Genomic DNA, 21,066 nt, shown 5'->3' with positions numbered 1-21,066 from the left:
TTTACCTGTAATCAGTAGCATTGGCCCGAAAATTAGTCTGTTTCTGCCCACGTTTTAGACTTTTAATATGCCTTATAAAGAAAAAGAAATAGAGAAGCAGTATTATTCTATCGGTGAAGTAGCTGCTATTTTTGATGTTGCCCCTTCCCTGATCCGTTTCTGGGAGACCGAATTTGAGCAATTGCGCCCCAAAAAAAGTAAAAAAGGTAACCGCCAGTATACCCAGAAAGATATTGAGAATCTCCGTTCGGTTTACCATCTTGTTAAAGAGCGTGGCTATACTATACAAGGGGCTAAAGAAATGATGAAGAACAAGTCGGTGCAGACCAAAGACAAGATCGAGATCATTCAGTCGCTTGAAAAAGTTCGTGAATTTCTGGTAGGTATAAAGCAACAACTAAACACCAAAGCGTAACATGCGTATTGTGAGGCATGTCTGAAAACAGCCTTTACGAAGTTGCTCTTACCAAATTGCCTGGCATTGGCGCACAGCTCACGCGCCAGCTGGTAAGCTATTGCGGTTCGGCTAAAGCTGTGTTTTCTACGCCTCCGGGTAAATTACTGAAGATACCAGGGGTTGGCGATAAAATAGTTCGTAACCTGACAGATAACTTCCGATATGCCTTAGTAGAGGCTGAAGAGGTGCTAAAAAAGGCAGAAGAACAGGACGTTCATATTCTGTTTTATACTTCAGCACGTTACCCCGACCGCCTGAAACAGATTGCTGACGCACCTGTACTTTTATACTTCCGCGGCAACACTGACTTCAACTACAAACGCATTATAAGCATTGTAGGCACCCGTAAACCAACCAGTTATGGGCAAAGTATAACCGAGCGCATAGTGGAAGGCCTGAAACCCTATAACGTGATGGTTGTAAGCGGTCTGGCTTATGGTGTTGATATAATTTCACACAGAGCAGCATTGCAGGCAGGTTTGCCTACTATCGGAGTAATGGCCAGCGGCCCGGACATTATTTATCCTGCAGTGCACCGCAAGTATGCCGAAAAAATGATGGAGAACGGTGGTTTACTCACTGAAAGCACCTTTGGTACTAAACCGGATGCCCCTCGTTTTCCGGCCCGGAACCGTATTATCGCCGGCATGTCTGATTGCACAATCGTAGTAGAGGCTGCCTTTAAAAGCGGTACCCTCATTACCGCTGACATTGCCCATAGTTATGATAAAGAAGTAATGGCTGTGCCTGGCAATATTAACTCTTCGGTTTCAGAAGGCACCAATTACCTCATAAAATCGCATAAGGCAGCAGTTTATACTTCGCCGCAAGACCTTGTAGAATTGCTGAACTGGGACCTGGAAGACGAAGCCGCTGCTAAAAAAGTGGCTTCCAAAACTATTCTAAATCCTGCTGATTTTTCGGAGGATGAAATGAAAGTACTACAGGTATTGATGCAAAACCGTGAAGAACACATGGATAACCTGAGCTGGAAAGCACAGGTTCCGGTTAGTCTGCTCGCATCGGTACTATTGGGGCTCGAATTTAAAGGTATGGTGAAAGCTCTGCCAGGTAAGCGCTTTATGCTGATCGGTTAAAATAATAAAGTATTAGCCTGACTAGTTTATTAATTTGCTTTTGTGTTTTTGATACCTCATACCAAGCTGTTATAAAAATAGTATCTTTCCGTTCGTTATACTTAATTATTTATGTACCTGCTTTACAACGGAGAGTGTATACCTGAAAATGAGCTCAGAATGCCATTAAATAACCGGGCCTTCCAGTTCAACGATGGCTTTTTTGAAACTATCATTCTGGATAAGGGCACGTTACGTTTCTGGCCTGACCATTTAGCGCGTATGCAGTCAGCTGCCCAATCGTTGCAAATGCAATTACCTTCCTTTTTTGCATCTACTTCTTTAGAAAAACAATTACTGCAACTTGCCGAACAAAACCAGTTGATCGATAAGGGAAGATTAAAACTTAAAGTATGGCGTGCAGGTGCCGGGCTTTACACCCCTGAAACAAACGACATAGAATGGCTGGCAACGATAAGTCCGGTACAGACTACAATACAGCAAGCTTTACAAATTGGTGTATGCCGCAATGTGTTTACCAACCACTCACCTCTCTCCTATTTTAAAGGCCCGAATGCGCTTCTGTATGTGCTGGCAGGTATTGAAAAAAAGGAACAGAACTATGATGATATGCTGTTGCTTAACCGACAAGGAATTGTATCTGAACTTATATCTTCTAACATTTTCTGGCTTAAAGAAGAGGTGCTTCATACGCCAGCGCTGGATACCGGCTGCGTAAATGGCATTGCCAGGCGCAATATTTTAAGATGGTGCACTAACCAAAGTATAAAAGTGAAGGAAGTATACTTCAACCCGGATAAATTACAGCATGCAGATGCTGTTTTTGCGGCAAATGTTACCGGAATCAGAAGTATAGCAAGTATAAACCGAGTTGAAATAAAAACAGACCAGGCATTTATTGACAAGATGCAACAGGCCATATTCTCCTGATTATATATAAGTAAACGATAAAGACCGAATCAGCAATCTTTTTACTTGCTGCTTCGGGCTTTTATGTTGTTACACTTTTGCGTTTTATACTGCTACAGGCGCTTTTATAGCCGGGTGCGGATTATAGTTAACAAGCTCAAAATCCTCAAACCTGAAACTGAAAATATCCTTCACATCCGGGTTTATTTTCATGGTTGGCAGTTGGCGAGGCTCGCGGGTAAGCTGCAGTTGGGCCTGCTCCAGGTGATTGGTATACAAGTGCGTATCGCCGCCCGTCCAGATAAATTCGCCTGGTTCCAGGCCGGTAACCTGCGCCATCATAAGCACAAGCAAGGCATACGATGCAATGTTAAAAGGCACGCCCAGAAACACATCGGCAGAGCGCTGGTAAAGCTGGCAGCTTAACTTGCCTTCGGCTACATAAAACTGGAAGAAAGCATGGCATGGCGGCAATTTCATGTTTTCGATTTCGGCCACATTCCAGGCACTTACTATAATCCGGCGCGAATCCGGGTTGTTTTTAAGTTGATTGACTACTTGTGTGATCTGGTCGATGTGGCGGCCGTCAGGGGTTGGCCAGTTGCGCCACTGCGAGCCATAAACCGGGCCCAAATTACCGTTCTCATCTGCCCATTCATCCCAGATGCTCACGCCATTCTCCTTCAGGTAAGCAATGTTGGTGTCGCCTTTCAAAAACCATAGCAGCTCGTGTATGATAGACTTTAAATGCACTTTTTTGGTAGTAACCAACGGAAAACCATCAGCCAGGTTAAAGCGCATCTGGTAACCAAAAACACTTAAAGTGCCTGTTCCGGTTCTGTCTTCTTTTCGTACCCCGTTGTCCAGGATATGCTGCATCAGGTCTAAATATTGCTTCATGGTGTGGTTTAGGCAGTTTTATAAATCTCGAAAGCTAAAGATAGCAGTTTTAAGTATAGCTATACAAGTATAAAACCAGAAGTATCTTTACTATCAGCAAGTATAAAAAAGCAAAAGCCCTCTGCTTTGGCAGAAGGCTTTTGTAAACAGTACTATGTATAAATTACTTTTGAGATTTAGTCTCTTTAGTAGCTTTGGAAGCATCAGCTTTTGCCCCGTCTTTTTTCATACAGCAGGAGTCAGGCGTTTTACCCGCAGTAGCTGATTTCATGTGGCATTGTTCTGTACCGGCTGTTCCTTTTTTGCCTTTTTTAGACTTGCCATCTTTGGTATGGGCCATCGTACATTTACCGCCTTCGCAGGCTAAAGCAGTAGACACAGTACCGGCACCAACTAAAGCTGCCAGCGCAATTGATAGAAATATCTTTTTCATGGGTCAGGGTTAAATTTGTTTAAACTACAACCAATAAGCATAGTTAATGTGGTAGTAAATATACAACCTTTGAGTTAAGTCCAAAATGACGATGCTCATTTTCTTGAATTATTGGTTTACGAGCAGCTTAGTTAACTATTATAAGCCATGGTTTATAATCGAGTTGCATTTTACCTCTCACCCTTTGTTTCGAACTACCCCTTGCTGCAAATCAAATTTTATACCTTCTCTTTTATTTAGGGCTTGTACCTTGCTTTTTTATTGAAGGTTAAAGTTGTACCGATGTTTAACAATAAGCTTGTTTTATTCTGATTGATTTACAAAACGAACAAAAAAAATTAATGTCTAATCCAATAAGGATGGCCATATTTGCGTGTTGTTCAAAACAAACAAGGGAGAAAAGATGAAGAAAAGATTACTGGCAACTGTTACACTTTGCTTATGGTTTGCAGGCGCTCAAGCACAATTTCAGGAACCGGAGGGGGCACAAACGCAACCCGCTGCACCTACTGCTGCACAAGTAGCAAAAGCAAAAGCACAGGACGAGAGATTGACGCACCTGCTGAGTGAGCGCGAACAACTGATCATGGAGTACCAGTTTTATAACCAGCAAAACAGTAATTTCTGGGGCAAAAAATCTAAGAAAGATCTGCTGAGCATTATCGAAACTCTTAAAAAGATCATCAATAAAGATTCTGAACTTATTGCTGCCATAAAAGTGGCAAGTATAAAAAAGGTAGCCGAGAGCACAGCAGAGTTTCAGCGCGAAGGCAAAATAAAAGTAGAAGACCAACGCTCGATAGATCGCCGTTTTGAAGACTTACAAAGCCAGGTTAGCACCTTGCAAAGTCAGATAAAAAAGCGTGAACGTAGTATAAAAGACCTGGAAGTTGAACTGAACGCGTCCAATGAAAAACGCTATGGCAAAGACAAAGTAATTGCCATACTTGCAGTAGCTGCTTTTATACTTTTACTCTACGCGGTTATGCTGCAGGTTAAGTTAAGCAAGGCTAAGAACAGCAAGAAGGCTTAAGAACGGAAGTATAAACCTGTAAATTAAACAAGTATAAACTTCCGTAAAATGGAGCAAAATAATAATCCTTTTTGTTATACTTTGCTGATGCCCGTATAATACAGGCCGAAGTATAAATTCAGACAAAAAGCGTTATAAGCATAGCAAGGGCTGGAGCATTAACCAGCCTTTCTTTTTGAGATACATGAGCGAAATATTTTATGAACTGAAGCAGGTACAGGAACTGCTTAAGATTGAACAGGAAGAAGACCGCCAGCAATACAAAATTAAAAGCCTGAAAAGCACCATAGCTGAGCGTAAAGCAATGGGTTTTTGCTGGTACCCGGTTACTATTGCAAAAGAAGAACTGGGTTTTGGTAACAAAGTAGTGATAGAGCTGGAGCGTACCAAAGACCGCGACCAGCTGCATCTTTTCCAGACGGGCAAAACAGCTGCGCTTTTCAGTAACAACGGCGAGCGCCAGAACCTGCCGGGCGTTATAGTTGGTATTAAGCGCAACAAAATACTGCTGGCTACTAATAAAGAAGACCTTCCGGATTGGGTAGACGATGGCCGCCTGGGCATCGACCTCACGTTTGATGAGATGAGCTACCGCGAAATGGAGATTGCGATGAAAAAAGTGCTGGACGCGCATAAAACACGCCTGGCAGAGCTTCGCGATATACTTTTAGGGGATGAAAAAGCCCGTTTTACTACCGAAGACTATACAAATAACCCGGTACTGAATGAGTCGCAGAACGAAGCGGTGCGCAAAATTGTGCAGGCAAAAGATGTAGCCATCATACACGGGCCTCCGGGTACAGGTAAAACTACTACGCTGGTGCAGGCCATACTTCAGACGCTTAAAACACAGAAGCGTCTGCTGGTTACTGCCCCCTCCAACACGGCTGTAGATCTACTCACTGAAAAATTAGCGAACGAAGGCGTAAATGTTATCCGGATCGGTAATCCGTCGCGGGTATCGGATGTGTTGCTGGAACATACTTTAGATGCCCAGATTATGGCGCACCGTGCCTATAAAGACCTGAAAGAGATCAGGAAAACGGCTGAAGAATATAAGCGCTTGGCCTACCAGTACAAGCGCAAGTTCGGGCATGAAGAGCGTGCTCAGCGCCAGTTATACAAAATGGAAAGCCATCGTTTGCTGGATGAAGCTGATAACGTGGAGCATTACATTACAGATGATCTGCTTGAAAACGTGCAGGTAATTACGTGTACGCTGGTAGGTGCTGCCAATAAAGCTATCCGCCACATACAATACGATACAGTATTTATTGATGAAGCAGCTCAGGCGCTGGAACCAGCCTGCTGGATTCCGATCTCAAGAGCAAACCGTGTGGTTCTGGCCGGCGACCATTGCCAGCTACCTCCTACTGTTAAGTCTTTCGAAGCTGAGAAAAAAGGACTCGGCAAAACGCTGTTTGAAAAATGTATTGAGCGCCAGCCGGATGTGGCTGTAATGCTGAAAACGCAGTACCGCATGCACCATCATATCATGCAGTTCTCGAACCAGCAATTTTATAACGGCGAGCTTCAGGCGCATGAAAGCGTGCATAGTACTGACCTCAGCAATTTTCATGAGCAGTTTGCGTCAGGTCTTGCCATCGAGTTTATTGATACCGCCGGCTGCGGTTTTAACGAAACCGACATGGCCGAAACGCAGAGCTCAGCTAACCCCGATGAGGCAAACCTGATGCTCAACCACCTGCTGCAGTTGCTGAAAGACTATAAGTATGAGGAGCACGAAAACCCGCTTAAAATTGGTGTAATTGCTCCTTATCGCGCCCAGATCAATTACCTCGAAGACCGTGTTGAACATACGCCACTGCTGCATGAGCTTCGTACCAAAAGGCAGTTATCAGTTGGTACAGTAGATAGTTTTCAGGGCCAGGAACGCGATATTATTTACATCAGTATGGTGCGCAGCAACGATAAAGGCGAAATCGGTTTCCTGAGCGATATCAGGAGAATGAATGTGGCCATGACGCGTGCTAAAAAGAAACTGGTAATTGTAGGAGACAGCGCCACACTGAGCCAGCATCCGTTTTACGAGTCGTTTATGGCTTACATAGAAACTATAAGCGCGTATAAAAGTGCCTGGGAGCTTACCGAGTGTATGCCCTGAGTAGAATCTGAAGTATAAAAAAGTAGTATAGAAATGAGGCGGTTAGCAGGCGTAGGATACAAAGGTTAAAAAGTGGCATCTTAATTCCGTACCTTTCCGTTTCCTGATCAAAAAGATAGTATATGAAAATCGAAAAAGACAGAGTGGTTTCGCTCACCTACGAGCTGCGTGTACAAAACGAGAACGGCGAGCAAACGCTTCTGGAAACGGCTACAGCTGAGCACCCGATGGTGTTTATTTACGGCATGAGCGGTTTACCTGATCAGTTTGAAGAAAACATCGACGGCCTGAGTGTTGGCGATGCGTTTGACTTTAAACTGAATGCAGAAGACGGTTACGGTGACTTTGATGAGAACGCTGTGGTAGAACTACCTAAAACAGTTTTCCAGGTGGAAGGTGCTGTACCTGAAAACATGTTGGAAGTAGGTAATTTTATACCTATGGCCGACAGCGAAGGCAACCAGCTGCAGGGCCGTGTGGTTAAAGTAACTGAAGAGGCTGTAACCATGGACTTTAACCACCCACTTGCCGGCAAGGAATTATACTTCCAGGGCAAAGTAGAAAAGATACGTGAAGCTTCTCAGGAAGAACTTGATCACGGTCACGTACACGGCGAAGGTGGACACCATCATTAAGCCAGGCAAAATTACTTATTGATACGTTTGAAAAGAGCAGCTGAAAAGCTGCTCTTTTTCGTTCATTATTGCCGCAGCTCTCTTCTCACCTGCTCTGCATACGCCACCAACTCCGGGAAAAAAACTCTGAAGTCGTGTGCATATAAACTATAGTTTTCCTGAAGTTCTACGGCTGCAGTTTCCATACCTGATTCGAAACTTGTACGACGGCTCAGGCCGCCCAGTGCCTGAGCAATACCTGTTATTTCTCCATAACTCAGCAGCCAGTTGTGTTGCATCATGTGCGGAAAAAAACGCTGTATTCGTGGCGGGAGCAGCTCGAAATGAGTATTTATCAAAGTATAGATTCTGGAAGTATAAACAGGTAGAGGCTCAATGGAATAATCGGTAAAATTGCTTGCCAGGAAATGATCATAATACATGTCGGCAATTACCGGGGCGTATTTTTTATACTTGTATCGCAGGCGTTCTTTTGTCTGGTGTACTACAGGATGCGTGTCGGTGTAGGCATCTATGAGGCGGTGCAATTGTATACCTTTCTGCACACCTTCAGAGTATAGCGCTGCCTGTTTGCCTTTTACCGAATCAGCAATAAAATTGCCAAGTAACAATTCTTCATCATTACCAGAAAGAAACACGTGGGCTAAAAAATTCAAGGTAATTGGGGCTTAAGTATATCGGATATAAACATCTTCGGCGGTGTTTTGTTTCAGTTAAAGTTGGGCGGTAACAGCACTATAAACCCAATGCAGTTGCACCCCGTACTCTTAAACGCAAAACACAACATAAGAAAGCTATGAACGATAATCAAAAAGAAAATCTGCAGACACTCATTGATAAGATAAAAGATATTGATATTGCCATGATGACCACCGTGGAAGACGATGGTTGTTTGCGCAGCCGCCCGATGCGCAACCAGACGGTTAAGGAGGATGGCGTTATCTGGTTTTTTACCGGGTATGAATCAGGTAAATCGCATGAGCTACAGAATGATTCTCATGTAAACTTAAGCTATTCTAAACCAGATGATAACCTCTATGTATCGGTGTCGGGTAAGGCAACACTTACGAAAGATAAACAAAAGATTGATGAGCTTTGGAATCCTGCTCTAAAAGCCTGGTTTCCGGAAGGTAAAGATGATCCGAATATAGGGCTTATAAAAGTAACAATAGATAAGGCTGAGTACTGGGACTCTCCTAACAGCGCTGTTGTGCACCTGATTGGGGTAGCAAAAGCAGCTATTACCGGGGAGCAATATAAACCAGGCGAGAATAAAAAGATAAACCTGTAATTGCCAGAATTATACTTCAAAAACACCTGCTAAACCTTTGGTACCGGCAGGTGTTTTTGTTTACAGATTTGTATCTTCGTACATCCGCATTATTATCAGTTTTATACTTTGCAGAACCTGCTTACTCCAATGCCACGCCTTACTACGCTTACCCTTTTTGGAATACGAAACGGCCACTTACGCTGGGGATTAGCTCAGATGGGCACATCCAGGCCATACTTAAAAGATGTGCCGGGGTTACTATTTTATAAGCTGTTAGGCAGCGGGCACGGAAAAGGATTTAGCATAAAACCCAACTTCAGGCGTTATGGCTTGCTATGTACCTGGGAAAGCGAAGAAGCGGCTGAAAATTTTCTGCACCGCTCCGATTTAATGCAAACCTACCGCCACCACTCTAATGAGATATGGACGGTTCGGTTACTGCCTTACCAGTCGCATGGCCTCTGGGATGATCACGAACCCTTCTCTCCTTTATTGGATGAAAAGTATACAGATGGGCCTATTGCCGTACTTACCCGGGCAAGTATAAACTGGCGGGCTTTGCCATCTTTCTGGCGCTTTGTACCGCAGGCCAGCAAAGCGCTGGACACTGCTGAAGGGTTACTGTGTTCTATTGGCTTAGGTGAGTTGCCGCTTATCCGGCAGGCAACATTCAGTGTTTGGGAATCGGCGGAGGCAATGAAACAGTATGCTTATAAGCACCCGATGCACCAGGAAGTAATGCGCCGTACACGAGCTGAGAAATGGTATAGCGAAGAGCTTTTTGCCCGTTTTAAGCCTGTTAGCAGCGAAGGAACCTGGCATGGCACAGATCCATTAAGAGCAATCCTGGCATTACACCCCAAACTATAGTTTATACTTATTTCTTCATCCGGTTCAGGATGTCTTCCATCAGGTCTACCTGTATTTCCTGTATCTCAATCAGGTGTTGGTTCTGGTGCACGATCATGTGGTCTAGTTTTTCGTGTAGTAGCCGTATCTCCAATTCTGCCTTTAGATTTACCTTATAATCGTAAATGGAGCGCTGGCGATCTTTTGTTTCTTTGCGGTTCTGGCTCATCATAATAATGGGAGCTTGTATAGCAGCCAGACATGATAGGATCAGGTTTAAGAGTATAAAGGGATAGGGGTCGTATGGTTTAGATGCTAGTAAAAATAAGTTAACCAACATCCATAAAAGTATAAACCCAAAGAAACAAAGTATAAATGTCCAGCTGCCGCCAAAACTAGCCACTTTATCCGCAATTCGGTTGCCCAGGGTAATTTGCTCATCCAACTCAAACTCGATGTTTGTAGAAAGTAACTCGTTTTGATTGATACTTTCCATTACTTCTTTTTCGAGCTTCGTTAGTTCCCCTACTTCCCGGGTCAGTATTTCTTCCAGGTATTTTTTACGGTATTTATTAAGCTCTTTTTCAGACAGGTAGGATTCTTCTGTAAAATCCGGATAATCTCTTTTTATGAGGTCAAAAATACTTTTCCGGATGTTGGCGCCCAGCACCAGCTCGTGATAAGGAATACTTTTTTTTGATATGTGGCTGATGGCAGTTTTATGGTTGTGTTTGCTCATACTTCAGGATTTTTATAGTGCATGCAGCAAAAAGTAAATTTGTATAGCAAGGACACCTATTATACTTTGTATTCTGAAAATTAGATAAGGTATAGCATTCGGCGCTGTCATAAAAATAAAAACCAATGCTATACCTGCAACAGCAGCTAAAACATTGGTTAAATAGAAATTCTAATTTGGCGGCCTCCTTAGCACAAGAGCCTGTTTTGGATATGTGCTACAGGATGTTTACGCTGTCTTCGTTTTCAGCAGTGTTTCTTCCAGTTTACTTTTTACGGCTTCGTAATTGCGGTAGCCCCGGCTAACCAACATAATCTGATGCCCATTCAGCAAGTATAAACTCGGGAAAGCGTTGGCCTGTACATGGCGCGCGATCAGGAAATCCTGCTGCGTCTTTTCTTTTATTTCTTCTGAATTAAATTTTTCCAGAAACGCTTCCTCTTCTATGCCAAATTGAGCAGCTATACTTGCTAATACTTCAGGTTTTGTAACGTCAATGTTTTTAGCATAAAAAGCATGTTGCACTGCTTCGGCCATTTCCAGTTCTGCTTCTCTTTTCAGGTACCGCATGGTTACAACTGCACGGCAGCCAGGCTCTGTGTCGTAAACAAAATTTTCACGGTCGAACAAAGTATAATCAAAAGGCTGATGGGTAGCTTTTTCAACTTCCTGCCAATGGAGCTTCACGGTATTCTTCATTTGCTCGTCCATTGGCTCAGTAGTGCCGGGCCTAAGACCGCCAAGTACCAGTTTAAAGTTTAATTTGCCGGTATTTTCTTCTTTTATCTTTTTAAGTACCGGAGCAAATCCATAACACCAGGAGCACATCGGGTCCATTACGTAAATCAGGTGCGGTACATCCAGCAGATCGTATTGTTCCATTTCTATAGTTAGTTTATAGTACAAATGTACAGGTTTTAGTCAGCGAGGTAAAGCAATAGCGTAAGGTTGTTCATTTATACTTTATACTGGTTAAAAGGCAAATTAATACGGTTCTTACACGAGATAAAACCTCACTCCTGCTCAACAATCAGCAATTTGAGCGCGACAATTACAGAAACTGTGTTATTTTTACGGTTTAAGAATATCATCCGCGATACATACAGAACAGATGTCAGAGTATAATTTCCTTCAGATTGAGAAAAAATGGCAGCGTTATTGGGAAGAAAACCAGACGTTTAAAGCCAACGAAAGCAACGACAAACCTAAGTACTACGCCCTAGATATGTTCCCGTATCCATCTGGTGCAGGTTTGCACGTTGGCCACCCGCTTGGTTATATCGCCTCTGACATTGTGAGCCGTTACAAGCGCCTGAAAGGTTTTAATGTGCTGCACCCAATGGGCTTCGACTCATTTGGTTTGCCAGCCGAGCAATATGCGATACAAACTGGCCAGCACCCTGCCATTACTACCGAGCAGAACATTGCCCGCTATATAGAGCAGCTAAAAAATATAGGTTTCTCTTTTGACTGGGAACGCGAAGTGCGCACCTCCGACCCAAGTTACTACAAATGGACGCAATGGATCTTCATGCAGCTGTTCAACAGCTACTATAACTATACTTCGGATAAAGCTGAAAGTATAGAGAAACTGATCGCTGAGTTTGAAGCTACCGGTAATGCTAATGTAAACGCCGCCTGCGACGAAGATACCCCTGCCTTCACTGCTGAAGACTGGAAAAGTATGAACGAACAGCAGCAGGCTGAAATGCTGCTGAAGTATAGATTAACTTATGTTGCCGAAGCTATCGTAAACTGGTGCCCTGCCCTGGGTACGGTACTGGCTAACGACGAAGTAGTTGGTGGTGTATCAGAGCGTGGCGGTTACCCAGTTGAGCGTAAGAAAATGCGCCAGTGGATGATGCGCATCACAGCCTATGCCGAGCGTTTACTACAAGGTTTAGAAGAGATAGACTGGCCGGAGCCGGTTAAGGAAATGCAGCGCAACTGGATAAGTAAATCGGTTGGTGCCGAGCTGGACTTTGCGATTGAAGGTGATGGCCATATTAAAGTATTTACGACCCGCATCGATACTATTTTCGGAGCTACCTTTGTGGTACTTGCTCCGGAGCATGACCTGGTAGCGCAGATAACGACAGATGCCCAGCGTGCCGCAGTTGAGGAATATGTGAACGTAGCCAAAAACCGTTCGGAGCGTGAGCGTATGACCGACGTAAAAACCGTTACCGGCGTGTTTACAGGAGCTTACGCCATCAACCCAATCTCTGAAGAACGTGTGCCGATCTGGATTGCGGATTATGTGCTGGCAGGCTATGGTACTGGTGCAGTTATGGCCGTTCCGGGCCACGACTCCCGCGACTATGCGTTTGCCAAGCACTTTAACCTTCCAATAAAGCAGGTGGTTGAAGGCGGAAATATAGAAGAAGAAGCCTACGCTGCCAAAGAAGGTAAGATCATCAATTCCGGTTTCCTGAATGGGCTGGATGTAAAAGAGGCTATAAAAGCAGGTATAACCAAAGCTGAAGAACTAGGTGTTGGCAAGGGTCGTGTGCAGTACCGTATGCGCGATGCCGTGTTCAGTCGTCAGCGTTACTGGGGTGAACCAGTGCCGGTATACTTTAAAAATGGCATTCCGCAGTTGTTGAAGGATGAGGAGTTACCACTGGAGCTGCCTAAAATTGATGCCTACCTGCCAACCGAAACCGGTGAGCCACCACTGGGCCGCGCTGTAGACTGGAAGTATAACAACCAGTATGAGTATGAACTAAGCACCATGCCGGGTTGGGCAGGCAGCAGCTGGTACTGGTACCGCTACATGGACCCGCAAAACAACAATGAGTTTGCTGCAAAAGATAAGATCGAGTACTGGAGAAATGTAGATTTATATATTGGAGGCTCTGAGCACGCAACCGGGCATCTACTCTACTCCCGCTTCTGGAACAAGTTTATGTATGACCTGGGACTGGTAGTTGAACACGAGCCATTCAAAAAGCTCATCAACCAGGGTATGATCCAGGGCCGTTCTAACTTTGTTTACCGCATTAACGGCACAAATAAGTATGTTTCTTATGGTTTGAAAGAACAATATGAGACAACGCAGTTACACGTGGATGTGAACATTGTAGAGAACGACGTGCTCGATATTGAAGCCTTCAGAAAGTGGAGACCTGAGAATGCTGATGCCGAATTTATACTGGAAGATGGGAAGTATAACGTTGGGGTAGAGATCGAGAAGATGTCGAAATCGAAGTATAACGTTGTGAACCCGGATGATCTGGTAGAGCGAATGGGCGCCGACACGCTACGTATGTACGAGATGTTCCTGGGCCCACTGGAGCAGTTCAAGCCATGGAATACCAACGGAATGGATGGCGTGCACAAATTCCTGAAGAAATACTGGAGATTATTCCATGACAACGATGGTAACTTCTCGGTTTCAGAGGATGCGCCTACTGCAGAAGAGCTGAAGACATTACATAAGACAATCAAAAAAGTAGAAGAAGATATTGAGCGTTTTTCGTTCAATACATCGGTTTCTACCTTTATGATCTGCGCAAATGAACTGACACAGTTGAAGACAAACAAGCGTGCTATACTGGAGCCACTTACTATTATACTTGCTCCTTACGCGCCACACATCACTGAAGAGATCTGGCAGGCTTTAGGGCATTCAGAAAGTATAACGTATGCTACTTTCCCGCAATGGAAAGAAGAATACCTGGTAGAGAACACGTATGAGTACCCTGTATCGGTAAATGGTAAGACCCGTGGCAAAATGACTTTCGCTATCGACACGCCTCGCGAAGAAATGGAAAAGGCAGTTTTAGCTGATGAGCAGGTAACTAAGTTTTTTGATGGAAAATCACCAAAGAAAATTATTATAGTACCTAACAAAATCATTAACGTGGTAGTATAAAGACTTCCATCTTACCAATTAACTATACCGGGAGCCGTTATAACAGCCAATGTTTAGCGGCTCTTCGGTTTTTATATGGTTCATACCTCCTGATTTAAACTTCAGAAAACCTTTAAGCATCAGTAAAAATAAAAAGGCCTGCCTAATGCTGAAAAGCACCAAGGCAGGCTTAGCTGTTTAAGGGTGTTTAGCCTAGAATCTAAACTTGTTCAGGTGTAGAAATTCTCTCATGCACAGTCTTGATTGATTGTCGAACTTTTGTAAGTAAATCGGTAAGCTGCATGGCTTCATCTTCAGTAAGTCCTTGCACCAAAGCATCCAGGTTATAAATATCGCTATCTACCTGGCTAACCAGTTGCTGGCCTTTGGCAGATATAACAATATTAACCAGGCGCTTGTCTTTCAGGTTCTGAGTAACTTCTACCAAGCCCTTAGCATGCAGACGGCTAACCAAACGCGAAGCGTCCGACATTTTATCGAGCATTTTATCACGCAGGAACGACGTAGAAACTGGCCTTGGGAATTGCTCTAATAAAATCCTGAGTACGTTAAACTGCTGTGATGTAACCTGATGTTTTTTAAAGAAGCTCTCGTATCCATTGTATAAGAAACCATGGGTGTACAAGACACTCATGCTGGCTTTCTGCCATTCATTGCGAAAGCTAGACAATCCAATTTCATTCTCTAAAGGCATATTACTTGTTAAGGTGAGTTTCTCAATTTTAACCATAATTATTGAGATTTCATAGAGACTTATTCAAGTTTTGTCGATTATAGAAGATATTTTTTGCCTTTCATGAATTAGCTTCTTATTGCTTTTCGGCTGTTACTTCCTTTGATGCAAATTGAATAAATTCATTTTTTATGAAGCAATAAGTAATGAAGCACGTTTAATAATGTTTTAATATAGTTATGGATGAAGTATAACTAATTGATAATCTGAATAAAATAAAAAGAGTCGCTGGCGAACTTGTTTAGTTTACCAACGACTCTTTTCAGCTGAAATATTTTTATACTTAAATTAAAATCCTATCAGTTGCTTTTGAGCTTTTGTAAGTTTAGAAGCTACCAGGTTGTAGGAATCGTCAATCCAATTACGTAAAAGGCTATCAGGCAAGCCGGATTCCGGCAACACGGTATTCCAATGGATTTTGCTCATGTGGTACCCGGGCAGTACTTGCGGGTACATTTCGCGTAACTCAATAGCCTGTTCCGGTTCACATTTAAGCGCTATTCCTTTCTCATAATCTGACAGGCTGCAAAGTACATACATCTTACCGCATACTTTAAACACCAGCGTATCGGCATCAAAAGGGAGTTCTTCAGTAGTGCCTGGTTTTGCAAGGCAGTATTCCCGCAGTTCCTCTATGTTCACAGGTTATAAATGTGTAACTATAAAGTAAATAGCGCCCATCAAAAACATCACAATAGATAGTTTATTGATGAAATGCATAGTACGCAGGTTAAAATTAGTTTTACGATTCGGGTCCTTTTTGCGGAAGAAGTAGGTGGCTACTTCAGTAAAATCAAATAATCCCTTCATGTTGTATAGCTGGTATAGAAAATCGATTTTTAAAGTATAACAAAAGCACTTTTGAAAGCTATTGTTATACTTAATCTTAAACAGTAATTGGCTGGAAAAGATTTGAAAAACAGTAATTTAAGTTATGTTATTCTTCCAGTCTTACAGGCTCAATCCATTTGTCATCTTCGCGGATTAGCTCTATCAGTTCGTCTACGGCACGGTCGGCAGGCACTGCTTTTTTTACAACGGTTTGGCCGCGGTACAAAGCAATTTTATCTTTACCTACACCAACATACCCATAATCAGCATCAGCCATTTCGCCAGGGCCATTAACTATACAGCCCATAATCCCAATCTTCACTCCTTTCAGGTGGTCAGTGCGCTTGCGGATCATGGCCGTGGTTTCCTGCAGGTCGAACAGGGTACGACCACAACTTGGGCAACTAATGTATTCTGTTTTGCTCATGCGGGTACGGGCAGCCTGTAATATGCCAAAGCTCAGGTTATTCAGCTTTTCAATAGTTTGTAGCCACTCTCCTTTTTCGCGTTCAGCCAATAGCTCGGTGCCAAGTATAATTCCATCACCAAGTCCGTCAATCAGCAGGCCACCCACATCTGTAGAAGCATAAAGCTGTATCTCGTCTGAGGTCAGGTCGGCATACTCTCGCTGAACGATGCACGGATTTTGAATTCCGTTGTTCATTAACCTGAAGAAACATTTACGCAGCTCCGGCATGGCATGCTCATTGGCAGTATGCAGCATCAGTACAGCCGTATTATCCTGCTTAAGACGTTGCAGCATTTCGTCGGTCAGGTCGGCAAGGGTTAGCTGCACAAAGTTGAGCTTCGGGTGCAGGTTTTCTTCTTTTGCCGGAAGGTATTGTTTTGCTGTTAAAAGCGGGTGCCGGTTATCCTGTTGCTCGTTCAGGAGCCATGGTGTATAGTTAAGTATTTCCTTTAACCCGTTTGGTAACATAAAGCTGACAGGTGTATCGCCGGTATAAATATAATCTGCGCCGAGGTCGTTCATGTTAAACTTATCGAGCAGCATAGAATACAGGTGGCCTACACATTTCAGGTCGGCATACTTGATATCGGTTAACCGGCTCAGGTCAGCGATTACGCGCGGTACATTCTGACCACCAAGGTTCTCTATTTCTACTGTTTCGCGGCGGTGATACTGGAATGGGTCAATAGGAACGTTACAAACAGGCTTAATTGGCGATGCTTTTTCAGCGCGGTGAGTATAGCGGTCTATTAAAGCTTTGGCTACAGGAGCCTCAGCCTCTGGTGCTTCTGTTAACGAAACACGTACGGTATCGCCTAAGCCGTCTTCCAGTAAAGTGCCAATGCCCACTGCCGATTTTATACGGCCATCCTCAGCCTCGCCAGCCTCTGTTACACCCAGGTGCATCGGATATGGCTGCATGCCATCTTCTTCCAGCTTCTGTACCAGCAAGCGATACGCCTGCACCATTACCTGGGTATTGGAAGCTTTCATTGAGATAACGATGTTATGATAGTTCTCCGCTTCACAAATACGCAGGAATTCAAGCGCACTTTCAACCATACCAAGCGGTGTATCGCCGTAACGGCTAAGTATTCGATCTGAAAGCGAACCATGGTTAGTGCCGATGCGCATAGCCGTGCCATGTTCTTTGCAGATGCGCACTAAAGGAAGAAAGCGCTCACGGATGCGGTCCAGCTCAGCCTGGTATGTTTCGTCGTTATACTCTATAACTTCAAATTTCTTCTTATCGGCGTAATTTCCAGGGTTAATCCGTACTTTCTCAACAATACGGGCAGCAACTTCGGCAGCGTTTGGTGTAAAATGAATATCAGCAACCAAGGGAACATTATAACCGCGTTTGCGCAACTCATCGCGGATATTACGCAGGTTTTCAGCTTCTTTTATACTTGGCGCTGTAATCCGGATATATTCGCAACCGGCCTCTATCATGCGGATGCACTGTTCCACTGAACCCATAGTATCCATGGTGTCAACTGTGGTCATAGACTGCACCCTGATCGGATTGTTACCACCCATGGGCACGTCGCCAATATTGACTACAATGGTTTTCCTGCGTACATATTCTGTAAGGCTGGGGCAATAGTTCTTATTCATAAAGCTAAGCTATAGAATGCTTCGTTTCTTTAACTAAAGTATAAGTTGCTTTGTTCAAAAAGCTGAACACGTAAAGGTAATGCTTATTCGCTACAAGTTTCAAGGTGGCAACAGCAAGACTTTACTTGATTAAGTAATTCACGGTAAAATTTGCGGTTATGATACACATGCGCGCTTTTCTTCCCAAACACCCGGACATGAAATTGCAGGAATTGCTGCAGTGGAGCCGTTTACGCCAGGAGCAGCTGAGCAAAGCTATACTTATTACCAAAGATTCAGTTTTAGATTTTCTGAAAAGGCAGTTGGAGCGCGGGAACTGGCGCGAAGTGCAGGAAATACTGAAAGGCAAACCAATGACCAGGGCCGGCAGATTTATGATGCAACAAATGCGGGATAACATTGTAAGTAACCTGATCATGCGACTTGGACTCCGGAGGATAATTGCGGTTGGTATAGCTGTTGTGCTTATTCCGCTTATACTTGCCAAAGTTGGCGGAGAGCTTATGAGTAAGTATAAAAACACCGATAATTGAGTAAGTTATACTTCTCGGTTGATAGCCTGAAGTATAAACTTGGACAAGGGTAAGAAAAAGTCTTTCCTAAGTATATAGTATAAACAGTCAAGGCACCCGATTTAGGTGCCTTGACTGTTTTATGCAGTATAAAATATTAGCGTCTGAACATCAGCTCGCGGTACTTAATCAGTGGCCAGTCTTCGTCGTCAACCATCAGTTCAAGTTTATCTACGCTGTAGCGGATGGTATCGAAATAGCTGAGTACCTTCTCGTTGTACATAATAGCACGGTCACGCACGTTATCTAGTTTGTTCGCTATTTTACGCGTTTCGATCATTTCGTCAACATTGCGCTGGATGGTAGAGATGTGGCGCGACATTTTCTTGATAGACTCCAGCGTTGTCTGCATGTACTCATCTTCCAGGCCAAGCTCTTTCAAACCACGAATGTTCTGGATAAGCTTGTTCTGGTAAGCAACTGCCGTAGGTATTACGTGGTTCACGGCCAGGTCACCTAAAACACGCGACTCGATCTGGATCTTTTTAATATAATCCTCCAGTAGAATTTCATGGCGTGCGCAAAGCTCCAGGTCTGTAAAGATTCCATGTTTTATGAAAACCTCTTTTGTTTCTTCGCGCTCATACACATCAAGGGCAAGCGGCGTAGATTTAATATTAGATAATCCACGGGTAGCAGCTTCGTCAGCCCATTCCTGCGAGTAGCCATTGCCTTCGAAACGGATTGCTTTAGAGGCTACTACATAATCGCGAAGCACTTTAATAATCGCCAGCTCCTTTTTCATACCCTGGCCGTCTATCAACTCATCCACTGTTTTGCGGAATTCCACTAACTGATCGGCAACAATGGTGTTAAGCACCGTCATAGAAGAAGAACTGTTGGCAGAAGAACCTACCGCGCGGAACTCGAATTTATTACCTGTAAAGGCAAAAGGCGATGTACGGTTTCGGTCTGTGTTATCGCGTAGGATTTCCGGTATTTTATCGATGCCCAGTTTCAGGTACATGTTATCGCCTTTCTCCATCGGTACTTTGGCAGTGCGCTCCAGCTCATCCAGAACAGCTGTTAGTTGCTGGCCCACAAAAACCGACATAATTGCCGGAGGTGCTTCGTTGGCTCCCAAACGGTGGTCGTTGCTGGCTGATGCTATACTTGCGCGTAACAGGTCGGCGTGCTTGTAAACAGCCATAATAGTATTTACAAAGAACGTCAGAAACTGCAGATTTTCTTTCGGCTTTTTACCAGGTGCCAACAGGTTTACGCCTGTGTTAGTGCTCATGGCCCAGTTGTTATGTTTGCCGCTGCCGTTTACGCCTTTATAAGGTTTCTCATGAAGTAACACTTTAAAGTTATGGCGCTCTGCTACACGGTCCATCACATCCATTAACAACTGGTTATGATCTACGGCCAGGTTGGCATCTTCAAAAGTTGGAGCACACTCAAACTGGTTAGGCGCTACTTCGTTGTGGCGTGTTCTTAACGGAATGCCAAGTTTCAGGGCTGTTCTTTCAAAATCAACCATGTAGGCGTGCACACGGCTTGGAATAGAACCAAAATAATGGTCTTCCAGCTGCTGGCCTTTAGCTGGTGCATGTCCAATTAAAGTACGGCCGGTCATAACCAGGTCAGGGCGTGCCTCCCAAAGGGCGCGATCAACCAGGAAATACTCCTGCTCTATACCTAAAGTGGTGCTTACCTTAGTTATATCTTTATCGAAATACTGGCAAACCGGCAACGCAGCCTGGCTTAACAAGTGCAGTGATTTAAGCAAAGGCGTTTTGTAATCGAGTGCCTCGCCAGTATAAGAAACGAAAATTGTAGGGATACAAAGTGTTTTGGTGCCGGCGTTCTGTATTAGGAAAGCTGGCGACGAAGGATCCCAGGCGCTGTAACCACGGGCTTCAAATGTATTTCGTATACCTCCGCTCGGGAACGACGACGCATCCGGTTCCTGCTGCACCAAAGCGTTACCTTTAAAGTTTTCTATTGCATCTCCATCCGAAGAAAGGTCGAAGAATGAGTCATGTTTTTCGGCAGTTGAGCCTGTCAGGGGCTGAAACCAGTGTGTGTAGTGCGTAGCACCTTTGCTCATCGACCAGGTTTTCATGGCAGAAGCTACCGCATCTGCCAGATGGCGGTCTACTTTTTCACCGGCTTCAATTGTACGCTGCAAGCGCTTGAAATTATCAGACGACATGGTAGCCCGCATCTCATCGAAGCCAAACACATTTTCGCCGTAAAAATCAGAGATCTTTTCAGAAGATTGAGCAACCTCCTGTGTTTTGCGCTGGCTTACTAATTCCAGTGCCTTAAATCGAAGAATAGCCATGGGTTAAAGGTGGTTATGTATACCACAAAGTTATACTTAAAATAACATTATCAAATAATACCCTTTAAAAATTTAGGGGGTGTATTCTGAATTCTGTAGATTATTTTTGAATAGCCCCTCTTGTGTTAGGGGGACGCTTATATATTTTATGTATTTTTTGAAAGTGGGTCTCTAATTCTAATAGGGTGACTAGTTGGAATCTTCTTCTGCATACTTGGGTTACATAG

Annotated in this window: 20 protein-coding genes; 10 read left to right on the top strand and 10 right to left on the bottom strand. The window is 43.9% G+C overall.

Annotation, left to right across the window (positions count from 1 at the left end):
- The first annotated feature begins 67 nt into the window (after positions 1 to 67).
- The 3 genes from LWP20_RS10495 (at position 68) to LWP20_RS10485 (ending at position 2,484) form a co-directional block, all read left to right on the top strand.
- Positions 68 to 415: a MerR family transcriptional regulator gene (locus tag LWP20_RS10495; RefSeq protein WP_242928099.1), complete on the top strand. Its 348-nt coding sequence runs from the start codon at positions 68 to 70 to the stop codon at positions 413 to 415.
- Positions 416 to 432: 17 nt separating this feature from the next.
- Positions 433 to 1,554, top strand: a complete 1,122-nt coding sequence (gene dprA / locus LWP20_RS10490) for a DNA-processing protein DprA (protein WP_242928098.1) — start codon at positions 433 to 435, stop codon at positions 1,552 to 1,554.
- A gap of 111 nt (positions 1,555 to 1,665) precedes the next feature.
- On the top strand, positions 1,666 to 2,484 hold the full coding sequence (locus tag LWP20_RS10485) for an aminotransferase class IV (protein WP_242928097.1): 819 nt from the start codon (positions 1,666 to 1,668) through the stop codon (positions 2,482 to 2,484).
- 84 nt (positions 2,485 to 2,568) lie between these two features.
- Here LWP20_RS10485 and LWP20_RS10480 read toward each other — a convergent pair whose 3' ends face one another.
- Together LWP20_RS10480 and LWP20_RS10475 are read right to left on the bottom strand one after the other, a co-directional pair.
- Positions 2,569 to 3,363 (bottom strand): thymidylate synthase, encoded by a 795-nt coding sequence (locus tag LWP20_RS10480; RefSeq protein WP_242928096.1) that lies wholly within the window; start codon positions 3,361 to 3,363, stop codon positions 2,569 to 2,571.
- Between the two features lie 163 nt (positions 3,364 to 3,526).
- Positions 3,527 to 3,796 carry a hypothetical protein gene (locus tag LWP20_RS10475; RefSeq protein ID WP_242928095.1) on the bottom strand — a complete coding sequence of 90 codons (270 nt, stop codon included), beginning with the start codon at positions 3,794 to 3,796 and terminating at the stop codon, positions 3,527 to 3,529.
- 403 nt (positions 3,797 to 4,199) lie between these two features.
- Here LWP20_RS10475 and LWP20_RS10470 point away from each other — a divergent pair, with 403 nt between their 5' ends.
- The 3 genes from LWP20_RS10470 to LWP20_RS10460 all read left to right on the top strand — a co-directional run bounded on the left by LWP20_RS10470 (position 4,200) and on the right by LWP20_RS10460 (position 7,589).
- Positions 4,200 to 4,829: a hypothetical protein gene (locus tag LWP20_RS10470; protein ID WP_242928094.1), complete on the top strand. Its 630-nt coding sequence runs from the start codon at positions 4,200 to 4,202 to the stop codon at positions 4,827 to 4,829.
- A 184-nt stretch (positions 4,830 to 5,013) separates the two neighbouring features.
- The gene (locus LWP20_RS10465) at positions 5,014 to 6,954 is read left to right on the top strand and encodes an AAA domain-containing protein (RefSeq protein WP_242928093.1); all 1,941 of its coding nucleotides are present in this window, start codon (positions 5,014 to 5,016) and stop codon (positions 6,952 to 6,954) included.
- Between the two features lie 122 nt (positions 6,955 to 7,076).
- The gene (locus tag LWP20_RS10460; protein WP_242928092.1) at positions 7,077 to 7,589 is read left to right on the top strand and encodes an FKBP-type peptidyl-prolyl cis-trans isomerase; all 513 of its coding nucleotides are present in this window, start codon (positions 7,077 to 7,079) and stop codon (positions 7,587 to 7,589) included.
- Between the two features lie 65 nt (positions 7,590 to 7,654).
- On the opposite strand, the gene LWP20_RS10455 is transcribed toward LWP20_RS10460, so the two are convergent.
- On the bottom strand, positions 7,655 to 8,245 hold the full coding sequence (locus tag LWP20_RS10455; RefSeq protein WP_242928091.1) for an acyl carrier protein phosphodiesterase: 591 nt from the start codon (positions 8,243 to 8,245) through the stop codon (positions 7,655 to 7,657).
- A 140-nt stretch (positions 8,246 to 8,385) separates the two neighbouring features.
- Between LWP20_RS10455 and LWP20_RS10450 the strand changes: the two genes are divergently transcribed.
- Together LWP20_RS10450 and LWP20_RS10445 are read left to right on the top strand one after the other, a co-directional pair.
- Entirely contained in the window at positions 8,386 to 8,880 is a 495-nt protein-coding gene (locus LWP20_RS10450; protein ID WP_242928090.1) for a pyridoxamine 5'-phosphate oxidase family protein, read from the top strand.
- A 108-nt stretch (positions 8,881 to 8,988) separates the two neighbouring features.
- Positions 8,989 to 9,732, top strand: a complete 744-nt coding sequence (locus LWP20_RS10445) for a spheroidene monooxygenase (protein ID WP_242928089.1) — start codon at positions 8,989 to 8,991, stop codon at positions 9,730 to 9,732.
- A gap of 7 nt (positions 9,733 to 9,739) precedes the next feature.
- On the opposite strand, the gene LWP20_RS10440 is transcribed toward LWP20_RS10445, so the two are convergent.
- Together LWP20_RS10440 and LWP20_RS10435 are read right to left on the bottom strand one after the other, a co-directional pair.
- Positions 9,740 to 10,450, bottom strand: a complete 711-nt coding sequence (locus tag LWP20_RS10440; RefSeq protein WP_242928088.1) for a DUF1003 domain-containing protein — start codon at positions 10,448 to 10,450, stop codon at positions 9,740 to 9,742.
- A gap of 228 nt (positions 10,451 to 10,678) precedes the next feature.
- Positions 10,679 to 11,332 carry a DsbA family protein gene (locus LWP20_RS10435; RefSeq protein WP_242928087.1) on the bottom strand — a complete coding sequence of 218 codons (654 nt, stop codon included), beginning with the start codon at positions 11,330 to 11,332 and terminating at the stop codon, positions 10,679 to 10,681.
- Positions 11,333 to 11,561: 229 nt separating this feature from the next.
- Between LWP20_RS10435 and leuS the strand changes: the two genes are divergently transcribed.
- Positions 11,562 to 14,327: a leucine--tRNA ligase gene (leuS, locus tag LWP20_RS10430; protein WP_242928086.1), complete on the top strand. Its 2,766-nt coding sequence runs from the start codon at positions 11,562 to 11,564 to the stop codon at positions 14,325 to 14,327.
- Positions 14,328 to 14,526: 199 nt separating this feature from the next.
- On the opposite strand, the gene LWP20_RS10425 is transcribed toward leuS, so the two are convergent.
- From LWP20_RS10425 to ispG, 4 genes are all read right to left on the bottom strand, one after another.
- On the bottom strand, positions 14,527 to 15,021 hold the full coding sequence (locus LWP20_RS10425; protein ID WP_242928085.1) for a MarR family winged helix-turn-helix transcriptional regulator: 495 nt from the start codon (positions 15,019 to 15,021) through the stop codon (positions 14,527 to 14,529).
- Between the two features lie 327 nt (positions 15,022 to 15,348).
- Positions 15,349 to 15,702 carry an MmcQ/YjbR family DNA-binding protein gene (locus LWP20_RS10420; RefSeq protein ID WP_242928084.1) on the bottom strand — a complete coding sequence of 118 codons (354 nt, stop codon included), beginning with the start codon at positions 15,700 to 15,702 and terminating at the stop codon, positions 15,349 to 15,351.
- Between the two features lie 3 nt (positions 15,703 to 15,705).
- Positions 15,706 to 15,870 (bottom strand): DUF6728 family protein, encoded by a 165-nt coding sequence (locus LWP20_RS10415; RefSeq protein WP_242928083.1) that lies wholly within the window; start codon positions 15,868 to 15,870, stop codon positions 15,706 to 15,708.
- A gap of 127 nt (positions 15,871 to 15,997) precedes the next feature.
- The gene (gene ispG / locus LWP20_RS10410; protein ID WP_242928082.1) at positions 15,998 to 17,977 is read right to left on the bottom strand and encodes a (E)-4-hydroxy-3-methylbut-2-enyl-diphosphate synthase; all 1,980 of its coding nucleotides are present in this window, start codon (positions 17,975 to 17,977) and stop codon (positions 15,998 to 16,000) included.
- A gap of 158 nt (positions 17,978 to 18,135) precedes the next feature.
- Here ispG and LWP20_RS10405 point away from each other — a divergent pair, with 158 nt between their 5' ends.
- The gene (locus tag LWP20_RS10405) at positions 18,136 to 18,510 is read left to right on the top strand and encodes a hypothetical protein (protein WP_242928081.1); all 375 of its coding nucleotides are present in this window, start codon (positions 18,136 to 18,138) and stop codon (positions 18,508 to 18,510) included.
- Between the two features lie 136 nt (positions 18,511 to 18,646).
- Here LWP20_RS10405 and LWP20_RS10400 read toward each other — a convergent pair whose 3' ends face one another.
- Positions 18,647 to 20,839, bottom strand: coding sequence for a glutamine synthetase III family protein (locus LWP20_RS10400; RefSeq protein ID WP_242928080.1), 2,193 nt, complete (start codon positions 20,837 to 20,839; stop codon positions 18,647 to 18,649).
- Between the last annotated feature and the right edge of the window lie 227 nt (positions 20,840 to 21,066).

Origin of the sequence: Pontibacter vulgaris, from assembly GCF_022758145.1 — a bacterium.
Taxonomy (GTDB): domain Bacteria; phylum Bacteroidota; class Bacteroidia; order Cytophagales; family Hymenobacteraceae; genus Pontibacter; species Pontibacter vulgaris.
Note: the sequence above shows the minus strand (reverse complement) of the source record. Positions and strands in the feature narration are given on the sequence as shown.

Excerpts from the sequence above, each read along its gene's own strand:
- LWP20_RS10485 (WP_242928097.1), top strand. The coding sequence starts at position 1,666 with ATGTACCTGCTTTACAACGGAGAGTGTATACCTGAAAATGAGCTCAGA.
- leuS (WP_242928086.1), top strand. The coding sequence starts at position 11,562 with ATGTCAGAGTATAATTTCCTTCAGATTGAGAAAAAATGGCAGCGTTAT.
- dprA (WP_242928098.1), top strand. The coding sequence starts at position 433 with ATGTCTGAAAACAGCCTTTACGAAGTTGCTCTTACCAAATTGCCTGGC.
- LWP20_RS10405 (WP_242928081.1), top strand. The coding sequence starts at position 18,136 with ATGATACACATGCGCGCTTTTCTTCCCAAACACCCGGACATGAAATTG.
- LWP20_RS10400 (WP_242928080.1), bottom strand. The coding sequence starts at position 20,839 with ATGGCTATTCTTCGATTTAAGGCACTGGAATTAGTAAGCCAGCGCAAA.
- LWP20_RS10435 (WP_242928087.1), bottom strand. The coding sequence starts at position 11,332 with ATGGAACAATACGATCTGCTGGATGTACCGCACCTGATTTACGTAATG.
- LWP20_RS10440 (WP_242928088.1), bottom strand. The coding sequence starts at position 10,450 with ATGAGCAAACACAACCATAAAACTGCCATCAGCCACATATCAAAAAAA.
- LWP20_RS10465 (WP_242928093.1), top strand. The coding sequence starts at position 5,014 with ATGAGCGAAATATTTTATGAACTGAAGCAGGTACAGGAACTGCTTAAG.
- LWP20_RS10450 (WP_242928090.1), top strand. The coding sequence starts at position 8,386 with ATGAACGATAATCAAAAAGAAAATCTGCAGACACTCATTGATAAGATA.
- ispG (WP_242928082.1), bottom strand. The coding sequence starts at position 17,977 with ATGAATAAGAACTATTGCCCCAGCCTTACAGAATATGTACGCAGGAAA.
- LWP20_RS10460 (WP_242928092.1), top strand. The coding sequence starts at position 7,077 with ATGAAAATCGAAAAAGACAGAGTGGTTTCGCTCACCTACGAGCTGCGT.
- LWP20_RS10495 (WP_242928099.1), top strand. The coding sequence starts at position 68 with ATGCCTTATAAAGAAAAAGAAATAGAGAAGCAGTATTATTCTATCGGT.
- LWP20_RS10415 (WP_242928083.1), bottom strand. The coding sequence starts at position 15,870 with ATGAAGGGATTATTTGATTTTACTGAAGTAGCCACCTACTTCTTCCGC.
- LWP20_RS10480 (WP_242928096.1), bottom strand. The coding sequence starts at position 3,363 with ATGAAGCAATATTTAGACCTGATGCAGCATATCCTGGACAACGGGGTA.
- LWP20_RS10425 (WP_242928085.1), bottom strand. The coding sequence starts at position 15,021 with ATGCCTTTAGAGAATGAAATTGGATTGTCTAGCTTTCGCAATGAATGG.
- LWP20_RS10470 (WP_242928094.1), top strand. The coding sequence starts at position 4,200 with ATGAAGAAAAGATTACTGGCAACTGTTACACTTTGCTTATGGTTTGCA.
- LWP20_RS10475 (WP_242928095.1), bottom strand. The coding sequence starts at position 3,796 with ATGAAAAAGATATTTCTATCAATTGCGCTGGCAGCTTTAGTTGGTGCC.